The sequence below is a fragment of the Streptomyces virginiae genome (assembly GCF_040638905.1).
GTDB lineage: Bacteria > Actinomycetota > Actinomycetes > Streptomycetales > Streptomycetaceae > Streptomyces > Streptomyces virginiae_B.
In genome coordinates, this window is record NZ_JBEZYV010000035.1 from 56,975 (window position 1) to 67,512 (window position 10,538).

The 10,538-nt window shown below is 72.2% G+C and carries 6 protein-coding genes; all 6 read right to left on the reverse strand.

Annotated elements, in window-relative coordinates; all coding sequences use genetic code 11:
* Nucleotides 1–54 precede the first annotated feature (54 nt).
* Entirely contained in the window at nt 55–4,053 is a 3,999-nt protein-coding gene (gene fxsT / locus AB0F82_RS31980) for an FxSxx-COOH system tetratricopeptide repeat protein (RefSeq protein WP_362633788.1), read from the reverse strand.
* Nucleotides 4,037–5,422, reverse strand: a complete 1,386-nt coding sequence (locus AB0F82_RS31985; RefSeq protein WP_356814198.1) for a TIR-like protein FxsC — start codon at nt 5,420–5,422, stop codon at nt 4,037–4,039. Before AB0F82_RS31985 ends, fxsT begins: the two co-directional genes overlap by 17 nt.
* A 43-nt stretch (nt 5,423–5,465) precedes the next feature.
* Complete coding sequence (locus AB0F82_RS31990) at nt 5,466–6,320, reverse strand: aminoglycoside N(3)-acetyltransferase (protein WP_436842212.1); 855 nt, start codon at nt 6,318–6,320, stop codon at nt 5,466–5,468.
* Entirely contained in the window at nt 6,317–8,569 is a 2,253-nt protein-coding gene (gene fxsBH / locus AB0F82_RS31995) for a radical SAM/SPASM protein FxsBH, inactivated beta-hydroxylase extension form (protein ID WP_362633791.1), read from the reverse strand. The genes AB0F82_RS31990 and fxsBH overlap by 4 nt, the downstream gene beginning before the upstream one ends.
* Before the next feature lie 28 nt (nt 8,570–8,597).
* Nucleotides 8,598–8,762, reverse strand: coding sequence for an FxSxx-COOH cyclophane-containing RiPP peptide (gene fxsA, locus AB0F82_RS32000; RefSeq protein ID WP_063761584.1), 165 nt, complete (start codon nt 8,760–8,762; stop codon nt 8,598–8,600).
* 579 nt (nt 8,763–9,341) lie between these two features.
* Nucleotides 9,342–10,244, reverse strand: coding sequence for an alpha/beta fold hydrolase (locus AB0F82_RS32005; protein ID WP_356814195.1), 903 nt, complete (start codon nt 10,242–10,244; stop codon nt 9,342–9,344).
* Nucleotides 10,245–10,538 lie beyond the last annotated feature (294 nt).

The following is a 10,538-nucleotide window of genomic DNA, read 5'->3' on the forward strand; positions in this document are numbered from 1 at the left end:
CTGATGTCGGGTGGCGGGCGGCGGGGGCCCAAGCCCCCGCCGTCCTCCGTCGGATCACACGGCGAGCGGCTCCAGGTCCCGGTGGATCCGCCGCTCGTCACGGGCGTACCGGGTGAGGCTGTGGTCCTCGCCGAGCAGCCGGGTCAGCTCGGACACCACCTCCCCGCGCAGCCGGGCCGCCTCCTCCTTGCGGCCCATCGAGTCCAGGCTGATCGCCATGTTGGAGCTGCTCGCCAGGGTCTCCGGATGGTGCGCCCCGAGCGCCTCGCGCAGCCGCAGCACGGCGAGCCGCTCCAGCTCCAGGGCCCCTTCCGGATCTCCCAGGTCGGCCCGGGCGTTCGCCAGGTTGAGGTGGGCGAACACCGTGTGCGGGTGGTTGTCGCCCAGGACGTCCCGCATCAGCCGGATCGTCTGCCGCAGCATCACCTCCGACGGCTCCGCGGCGCCCGTGCCCCAGTGGAAGACCGCCAGGTTGTTCACGGCCGCCAGCGTGTACGGGTGCCGCTCGCCCGGGACCTTCATGTACTCGTCGACCACCTCCTGCGCCAGGTCCCGCGCCCCGCCCGGGTCCCCGGTCGCGAACAGGTCCGAGGCCAGGTTCAGTTCACAGGAGAGCAGGTCCGGGTTGACCGACGTGTACTTGGCCCGGTAGCGGGCCCGGGTGGCCGTGGTCAGCCGCAGCGCGTCCTCCAGCTGGCCCGCCCGGCGCAGCGACACCGCCAGGTTCTTCGCGGCCGACAGCGTGCCCGGGAACGCCCGGCCCAGCGTCCGCTTGTAGATCTCGTACGTCCGGCTCAGCAGCTGCACCGAGTCCTCGTACCGGCCCACCTCGCGCAGGTCGCGGGCCAGGTTCTGCGCGGAGGACAGGGTGTACGGGTGCTCCGGGCCGAGCACCTCCGTACGCAGGTCGTACACCTCCTGGTCGATCTCGCGGGCCCTGGTGTACTGGCCCACCAGCCGCAGGTTCAGCGCCAGGTTGTTCGCCGCCGCCAGCGTGCGCGGGTGCGCCTCGTGGAAGATCTGGCTGAACCCCTCGTGCGCGTCGGTCGCCAGCTCCATCGCCTGCCCGTACTGGCCCAGCGCGCCCAGCGTGTTGGCCAGACCGCTCATGGTCATGTACGTGTGCGGGTGCGAGGGGCCGAGCACCGCCTTCTGCCGCTCCAGGGTGACCTCGTCCAGCTCCTTCGCCTCCACGAACCGGCCCTGCGAGCGCAGGATGTTCGACAGGTGGAAGCGCAGGTACAGGTACTGGAGGTCGTCGTTGCCCAGCATCTCCTTCCAGGCCTCGCGCAGCTCCTCGCCGAGCTGGTAGGCGGCCTTGAAGTCACCGCGCTTCCAGAGGTAGCGCACCCGGTCGATCAGCAGCCTGCGCGTCTCCGGTTCCTTGCAGTACCGGGCCTCGGACGGGGTGAGGTGCGACCAGATGGTGTTGAACCGCGGCCACGTCTCCGGGTTGTCGATCGGCTCGTCGTCGTCCGGCCGGGCCCCGGCCAGGATCCGGTGGACGGCGTGCCGGGCCTCCCGCTGGTCCTCCCCCGGCATCTGTGAGCGGATCACCGCCTGCACCAGCCGGTGCACCTGGATGCTGTTGCTGACCTGGTCGACCTTGGCCAGCGCGAACCGGCCGATCTCCCGGATCACCCGCCCCAGCACCAGCTTCTCCTGGAGCGAGGCGTCGTACGGCTTGAGGGCGTCGATCATCTCCTTGCTGTACAGCAGGTTCGCCGAGATCGGCTCCGGCGCCAGGAACGCACACAGCTGGAGCAGCCGCACCGCCGCGGGGGAACGCGACTGGAGCCGTTCTATGGAGATGTTCCAGGTGGCGGCCACCGGCTCCGGATATCCGGGCGGCTGGTTCAGCCCCAGGACGCTCGCCGCCTGCTGGGCCAGCTGCTCGATGTACGCGGCCACCGGGGTCGCGGTCTCCGCGATCCAGGCGCCCGCCTGCTCGACGGCCAGCGGCAGGTCGCCCACCGCGATCGCCACCTGCTCGGCGTCCTCCTTGCTGAGCCCGGGGGCCCGGCGCTGGAGGTGCTCGATGGACTCCTCGCGCAGGAACACGTCCACCGGGAGCGCGTCACCGTACTGCGACCAGGACTGGTTGCGGGAGGTCACCAGGACGTGGCCCGGACCGCCCGGCGGGAAGAACCGCTTGAGGGTCTCGGGATCGTCGGCGTTGTCGAAGACCAGCAGCCAGCGGGAGGACGGCACCCCGCGCCGCAGCAGGTCGATCGCCTCCTGGGAGGCGGCCGCCATGTCCTCGCCCGTCTGCGCGCCCAGCCGTACGGCCAGCTCCGCGAGGGCGGCGACCACGTCGTCGGTCTGCTCCGAGGAGATCCACCACACCAGGTCGTAGTCGGCCATGAACCGGTGCACGTACTCCAGCGCCACCTGGGTCTTGCCGACGCCGCCGAGACCGAACAGGGTCTGCGGCTGCGGCAGCACCACGGCCATGCCGCCGCCGAGCTGGTCGCGCATCCGCTCCAGCACGATGCTGCGGCCGGTGAAGCCGGGGTTGCGGGGCGGTGCGTTCCAGATCTTCGGGACGGTCCCCGGGAAGCGCGGGCCGGGCTGCGAGGCGCTCGCCACGCTGTCGGGCAGGGCCATGGGGCGCTCCACCGCGCGCAGCAGCGCGGCCGTGGCGTGCACCTCGTCGAGCCGGAAGAGGTCCACCGGGTTGCGGTCGATGTACGGCGTGGCGAGCCGTACGTCACCCACCCTCAGCGGCACCAGCTGGCGCCGGCCACCGGTCGGGTCCTCGGCGGCCGCCCGCTCCCACACGTCCACGGCCCGGGTGGACTTCAGGTACGCCGTGGACAGCAGCACCACGGTCCGGGCGGCGGTGTCGATGCTGATGCCCGTGCCGCCGCCCAGCGTGTCCCCGGCGGAGGCCGGGCCGCCCGCCGCGGGCCGCTCGGCCGAGACGTCCTTGGGCACCACCCGGAAGCCGGCCCGGGTCAGCACCGACTCGATCCAGTCGGCCCACATCCGGTTCTCGGCGACGTAGGACAGGAACAGGTCCGCCGGCAGCGCCGGGCGGCGCCGGGTGAACGCGTCCCTGATGCGCAGCCGGACCTCCTCGCCGATGGCGGGCATGGAGGTGATCTCGCCCTCGGTGACCACGGCGGTCAGCCGTTCGAAGGCGGAGAGCAGGGAGTTGGTCAGACCCGCCTCGTCGCCGAAGGTGGCCAGCGTCTCCTCGTAGGCGTAGTAGGGCCGGTACGGGATCTCCACCGCGCCCCAGTAGGAGGTCAGCTCGTCCCCGACCAGGCCGCCCGGGAACCGGTCGAACTTGATCCTGGCCAGCGCCCGGCCCGCATCGGCCTTCTCCTTCTCGCCCTCGTCGATCCGCATCGGAACCGGGAAGATCTTGATGCCGCGGTCGTTGAACCGCTCGTCGATCTGGCGGGCGACGGACGCGGCGCCGTCGATGGACTGGTCGGACAGGGTGAAGCAGTCCACCAGGACGTCCGGCAGGTGCACGGTGCAGATGTCCGCGATGTCGGACAGGCCGGTGCGGCTGTCGATCAGGACGTAGTCGTAGTTGCTCTTCATGTCGGCGCGTAAGGCGTCGAAGAAGAGGCCGCCGCCGAGCCGGTCGTAGAAGTTGTCCCAGTCGAAGGTGGACACGGTCGCGGAGTACTCGCGGTTCTGCCGGCCCGCCGAGACGAAGTCCAGGGTGCCGCCGTCCGGGAACTCCCAGCCCAGCGTCTCCGGAGTGAGCGAGACGGCGTGCGGCTGTATCCGCGCGTAGTCCTTGTGCCAGTCGTCGGCTCGCGTCACCGGACTGGTGGCGGCCCACGCGTACTCGCTGATCAGGTCGATGACCCCGGTGGTGGCCCCGAGCGTGGACGGGTCCAGGAAGGGGTGGAAGAAGCGGTGCAGGCCCGGGGCCTCCAGGTCCCAGTCCACGGCGAGGACCCGCTTGCCGTTGGCCGCCAGGATCCAGGCGGTGTTGGCCAGCGCCATGGTGCGGCCCGTACCGCCCTTGTACGAATAGAAGGTGACGATGCGCCCGTCACGGCCGTCCCTGCTGTCACGACTCGCTGTCATCCGCGTCCCCCCGGTCGGTGTCGATGCTGTCGTTGCCGTCGTTGTGGCCGCCGAACGTGTCGGGCGGGAAGGGCGCCCGCCGCGGGGCCGGAGGGCCGCTCATCCCCATCGGCCCGAGCAGCCGCGGGCGTTCGGTGCGGGTGTTGCCGGCCGGCAGGTAGACCTGGGCGTGTCTGAGGAACTGCTGCGCCGCGGCCTCGACCACCTGCGGCAGGATCTGACCGAGGGTCTCCATGTTCGCCACTCCGTTGGCGGCGGCCCGGCAGGCCGCCCGGCCCTGGCCCATCTTGACGGGCAGGGTCTCCTCCAGCCGCCGCGCCAGCTCGATCTCCTTCGCGCGGCTCTGGTGGTCGTAGCGGTTCCACGGCACGACCACGTTGACCCACGGGCGGGACTCCTGGTCGAAGGCGGCCAGGCGCTGGCGGCGGTGCTCGTCCTCCACCACCCAGCGGTCGACGATCAGGATCTCCGGCCGGGTCGGCGGCTGCTTGCTGTCGTAGTGCCCGGCCTCGTCGTCGAAGGAGCCGATGCTGGTCTGGTAGTTGAGGTTCTTGACCAGGTCCTCGGCGACGTAGGCGATGGGCCGCTGGGCCACCGGGTGGTACGGGTTCCACTCCAGCGCGCTGTCCCCGTAGTACTCGGGGCTGCGGCCGTCCGGCAGATCGTGCCGGGAGGCGGCGGCCACGCTCACGTGCAGGGTGCGGGCGGGGCTGCCCGTGGGGCCGAAGGCACTCGGCACGCCCCGGTAGTCCAGTGGCCGGACGGGTTCGAGGCGGACGGTCTCGGCGACGCGGACGATGCGCTTGGCGAGCTCGTACACCGCCCGCTCGTACTGCTCGGCGTAGCCGCGCAGTTTGATCAGCCCGTACAGCCCGTCGGTGACGTAGCGCTCGCCGAAGGTGTTGTGGTTGAACTGCAACCGCTCGGCTGGGCCGGGGAGTTGCGAAGGGGGGACCGGCACCCACAACGCGGGCACGATGGCCTCGGCGGGCTGGTTGCTCAACGCCCCCTGGTGGATCGCCCGCTGCGCGAAGGCGTACCACTCCTTGCCGCACATCTCACTGGCGAAGTACCGCGGCGAGAACAAGGGCACGAAGACCCGGCAGGTGGCGAGCGCCGCCCCGAGCCGCTCCGACCAGCCCTCGCCGCTGCGTATCTCCCGGTCCATGAAGCCGGCCTCGGCCCCGGCGGGCAGGTCCGTCAGCGCCATGACATGGCTGCAGAGATCACGGAACAGGCGCTCGACCCACATGTCGGGGTCGGGCCCCCCGGCCCCGAATCTCGGTGTATGCGCATAACTGAGAAAAAAATACGGCTGCACTGATGCGGGCACACGCCCCCCGTCCCGAAGCTGCGAGCGAAGAAACATCATTCCGGAGCTGCTTCGCCACATCCCCTCATCGTTCAGTCAATCAGCGTCTGTTTTCGGTCATCCACTCAAGGGCGTGGTCAACGGCGTCCGGGACGGAGAAGAGCATGGTCGACGCCCCTGCGACCCGCCCCCTGCGCACCCGCGAATCCGGGAACGCCCTTCCGATCTCCGCGAAATCGCCGTCGTCCAGCGCGACGTCCTCGTATGCGGTCCACTCCCCCTCCTGGCGGGACCCCTGGTGCCCCTCCGGAAGGTTCACCTTCACCACACACTCGTACATGCGCAAGGGGGGCTTCGGAATTCGATACTCCGCGAGATGGAAAGCGGTGCAGACCGAAAACCCCACATTGATCATGAGTACCTGTCCGCCCTCCCAGCACAGCTTTCCCAGAGGCGACTCCTCACCGAGGTGACATTCCAGGCGGTGACCGGCGCAGAGCCGCTCCGCGTCCGCGCCGAGCGCGGCGAAGGACGTCTGCGGGTGGGAACTGCGCGCGGCCCCCGGCGCGGTGCGGACGGCTTCCGCGAGGGAGCCCATGCCGTGGCTGGGGGTGCTCGCCGGATCGAAGGCGGGCATCCGGTCGACGAAGGCACGCACCTGCGCCTCGCCCATTCCGGCGATCCGCTCCAGGTGGGCGCTGGACGTCCTGGAGTTCTCCGGGGTGAACGCGGGGACCACCAGGGTGCCGCGCGGGCCCAGGACGCCCGTCAGGGCGTCGCGCAGCTGCTCCGCGCGCAGCCCGGTCCCGCGCAGGGAGGCGTGCACCAGGAGCCGCATCCCCGGCCGTACCCCGAGCAGCTGCAGCTGCACCGCCAGCTGCAGGGCGCCCCCTCCCCGGCGGCCCCGGCCCGGGCCCGCCGGGGAGGGGGCGGGCGCGGGGGAGTGGGCGCTCACGCGTCGACCGCCTTCAGTTCGTAGCGCAGCTCCGCCACCAGCCGCTTGCCGGTGACCGTCAGCTCGGCCGCCGCGGACAGCCGGTCCAGGGCCTTGTGGATGCGGTCCGAGCCGCCCGGCTCGGGACCCGCCGTCGCCCGCCGGTACGCCTCCACCGCCACCCGCTCGTGCACGTCGGCCAGCAGCCGCGACACCGGCACCGGCCGCGACCGCCACGGCGACGGGTGCTGCCACTCCCCGTCCAGCGCGTACAGGTCGGTCACTTCGGTCAGGGCCCGCAGCCGGGTCCGCCGCCGCCCGGTCAGCAGCGCCAGCGCGGTCTCCCGTACGCCCGCCGCGTACGGCACCCCGAGCGCCCCCGGCCCGCTCCGGCCCGCCTCGCCCCAGCCGCCGGCCCGCGGGCCGCCCGCGAGCGGTGTCAGGGTGGTCAGCCCGGCCACGGCCGTCCGGGCGAACCCGGGTACCGCCTTGTGCAGCAGTGCCCAGGCCCGGTCGAGCCTGCCCCGCCACTCCTCGGTCTCGCCGGCGCCGAGCCGGAGCCTGGGCGGGCGGGGGAAGCAGTTGCGGTACGGGTCGAGGTCCTCCAGGGCCACCGGCGCCGCGTCCGGGTCGGGCGACCAGGTACGGACGGGCTGCCAGCGGGCGTCGCCCGCCGCCGGCCCGAAGCGGTGCTCGGAGCGGCCGTCCCGGACGACGTACCCCTCGTCGGTGACGCGCAGCGAGGCCCGGCCCTGCGTGCCCGGCTCCCCGAGCCGCAGCAGCCCGAGCGTCGGCAGGTACACCTCGCCGTCCCGGTAGGCCACATCGGCCGGCAGGTCCAGCCCGCCGCGCAGCACGGCCGCCGCGGCCAGCGCGGTGAGCCTGCGGGCCGCCTCCGCGCCGCCGGTGCCGCCCTCCCGCGCGGCGTCCAGGGCCGCCAGCACCCAGGTCCGGGTGAACGGGTGGTCCAGTACGGCGTCCAGCGCGTCGGCGCCCGCTTCCCCGGCCCGCTCCACCGCGGCCACCAGCTCCCAGGCGTGCGCCCAGTCGGGGTCGCCCGCCAGGTCCGCGTTCAGCCGGGCCAGCAGGATCCGGGTCAGCTCCTGCTGGGAGCGGGCCAGTTCGGCCGGGTCGGACAGCTGCGGAGCGGTCTCCCGGTGCGCGGTGCGGCCCTCGACCCCGTCCACGAGTTCGCGCAGGTCGGTGCAGTACACGGAGGGGTTGTCGAAGCCGTTGCGGGCGCGGTAGCGGTGGGTGTAGAGACCGCCACCGCACGAACGTACGACGGGGCAGCGGCGGCACGAATCGCTGACGCCCGCCAGGCCCAGCTGCCGGGCCCGGACACCGGGGTGGGCCGCGACCTGGTCGAAGGCGTGGTCGAAGACGTTGAACCCGGTGGCGGCCGCCCCCTCGAAGGCGCTCTTGAGGGAGTCCACCTGCTCCAGGGTCCCGTCGGTCTCGACGACCACGAGGTCGGTTGGCGCGAGGCCGAGCGACTCGGTGAGGCTGGGTCCGCCGCGCAGGGTGGACAGGAGGGACTCGAAGAGCCGCACGGGCACCGGGCGGCCCAGCCGCTCCCAGTGGTCGAAGATCCGCAGGAGCCAGCGGGCGTAGGCGTCCGGGGCGCCGTCGGGCCGGACGGGGGGCGTTTCCCAGGTGGCGTGCGGAAGGAGGAAGTCCACCCGCGGGGGATCGAGTTCGACGAGGGCGTCGAACACGGCGACGGGATCGTTGGCCACGTCCACGGTGCAGAGCAGACCCTGGTAGAGGTGGCGGTAGGGCGCGGAGCGCAGCAGCGCGACGGCGGCGAGGACCAGCGGGTGGCTCGTACGGCCGTCCGCGAAGCGGCGGTGGCGGTCGTTGGCGGCGCGGTCCCCGTCGAGGGAGACGCCCACGCGCACGCCGAACTCCGCGAAGAGGTCGAGGTAACGCGTGCTGAGCTGGAGCCCGTTGGTGTGGATCCGCAGGTCGAGGGCGGCGATCCCGGTGAGCGCCCGGCTGAACTCCTCGCAGACGAGTCGGAGCCGGGCCGTGCCCGCCAACAGGGGTTCCCCTCCGTGGAGAATCACCGTGACGGAGGGGAGTGCATGGTCACGGGCATGTTCGGCGAGCCTCGACGCGGTCTGTGAAATAACCTCGGGGGAGATCACTTTCGGCCGGGCTCGCCAGCTCTGATCTGCGTGTTCGTAGACGTAGCAATGATCACAAGCCAGATCGCATCTGCTGTGAACTTTCAGGACGATCTCGCGAAATGCGATCAGGCCGGTCATTCCGCCAGTCTAGGGCTCTTACTCCGGGTCAGAGCGCGGAGTTGAAGATCGGTGCCTGAACCGGACGGCCGGATTCGGCAGGCAGCACGCGGCCGAGCGTCGCGGCCGCGGAGGCGGTCTCGACGTCGATCTTGGCGAGCGGGACCCGCCGGGCCTTGACCGTGCTGGTCGGGGGGGTTGCGGAAGTGTTCACGACACCGTCCTCGGGGAAGCCATGTGGAATGGGCATGTGAATGACAACAGCGGCACGCTGCCGTCAAGCGTGGACTTTACTCGGCCACACCCCATTGGCAACCGAGACATGACGCCTGGTCAACCGTTCTATAGCGAGTGCGGCGTATTTCTCGGGGTGGCTTATTCGGCCGTTCGCCGGACGGCAAGATCCATTTTTCCCGGACCCGTGGCCCGGCCGTTCCCCCCGGGCGTGGCGCCCGCCGTCCCCGGCGGCCGGATCGCGGCCTGTCCGCGTGCTCGCCGTACCGGCGGGGAGCGCCGGGCCGGAGGGTCCGGGGGGCCGCAGCGGCGGCGCCGATCGCGGCCACGAGGTCTCCCCGGAGGTGGACCCGGAGGCGGATCGCGCGTGCCGGCGGACGGCGTACCCGACGAGGAGTCCGATGCCGAGTACCGCCATGCCGATGTCGTCGATGTGCAGGGTCACGGCGGGGCCCTTGCCCATGCCCCGAGGGCAGGTCGGTACGTGACGCCCGGTCAGGCGTGCGCCGGAACGGGGATCGGCGCCCCCCGAGGGCGGCGCCGGGAGGCCGAACGGCCGCTACGCAGGCTGCTGTTCGCTCAGGTCCGGGACGGGGAGGTCGCGCAGCAGCCAGTTCAGCACGTCGGGCAGCGCGCGCAGGGCCGCGAAGTGCGCGGCGGCCGGCTCGATCGTGGTCGTGGCCCCCGGGATCCGGCGGGCCAGCCAACGGGAGTGGCCCACAGGGGAGAACACGTCGAGCTCCCCGTGCCAGATCATCACCGGACAGCGGATGGAGGCCGGGTCGAAGCCCCAGGGACGGCTGAAGGCGAGGACGTCGTCGATCCAGCCGTACGCCGAACGGCGCAGCCCCTCACGGTAGTTCCGCAAGAGCATCGACCGCAGCCCGGCATCGGAGACGATCATGCGGTCGTTGTCGGTCAGTTCCCGGCGCAACTCGTCCAGCAGCCGCCCCGGGTCCTTGCGGATGCCGTCGGCGCGCGGGATCAGCCGGGCGGCCAGCTCCTCGGGATCGGTGGAGGCGGTGGTGTACTCCTTGACGTTCGACGCGGCCATCCCCGCGAACCAGTCCAGGTCCTCCGCGTCCCGGGGGGCCAGCCCCACCATCGCCGCGGTACGGGTGACCCGGTCCGGCAGCAGGGCGGCGCAGGCGAGGGCGCCGGCGGCGCCTCCGGAGCGGCCGGCCACCGCGAACCTGTCCAGGCCGAGGGCGTCGGCCACGGCGGCCACGTCGTGGGCCACGTCGGCGACGGTGCGGCCCGGATGGCGGTCGGAGTCGCCGTAGCCGGGTCTGTCGTAGGCGATGAGCTGCATCCGGCGCTGGTAGAGGACCATGCCCCGGGGGGCCGGGCCCAGGCGGCTGCCGGGCATGCCGTGGAGCAGGAAGACGGGCTTGCCGTCCGGATCGCCCCAGCGCTCCACGGTCAGAGCGCGCCCGTCCGCTGTGCGCACCTGATTGCGCACGCGCTCCCTCCCTCACGGTCGATGTGAGTCGTCACGGCGATTGTGCTCGCTGGGGGAGGAGTGCGGTAGGGCGCACTTCGGGGGCGATTCTTGTGACGGTTCCCGCAGCGCGCGCCGCCGGGCGCGTCCGCTTCGGCTGGGGCGGGTGGGTGGTGCTGGGGCTCCGCCCCAGGCCCCGCGCCTCAATCGCCGGCGGGGCTGGTGGTGTGGGGCGGTGCCCCGCCGGAGTGTCTCCTCGGCTCGGCGCCCGCGGGCATGTCGCGGTGGTACCCGGTGGTCGCGCCTCGTCCTGCG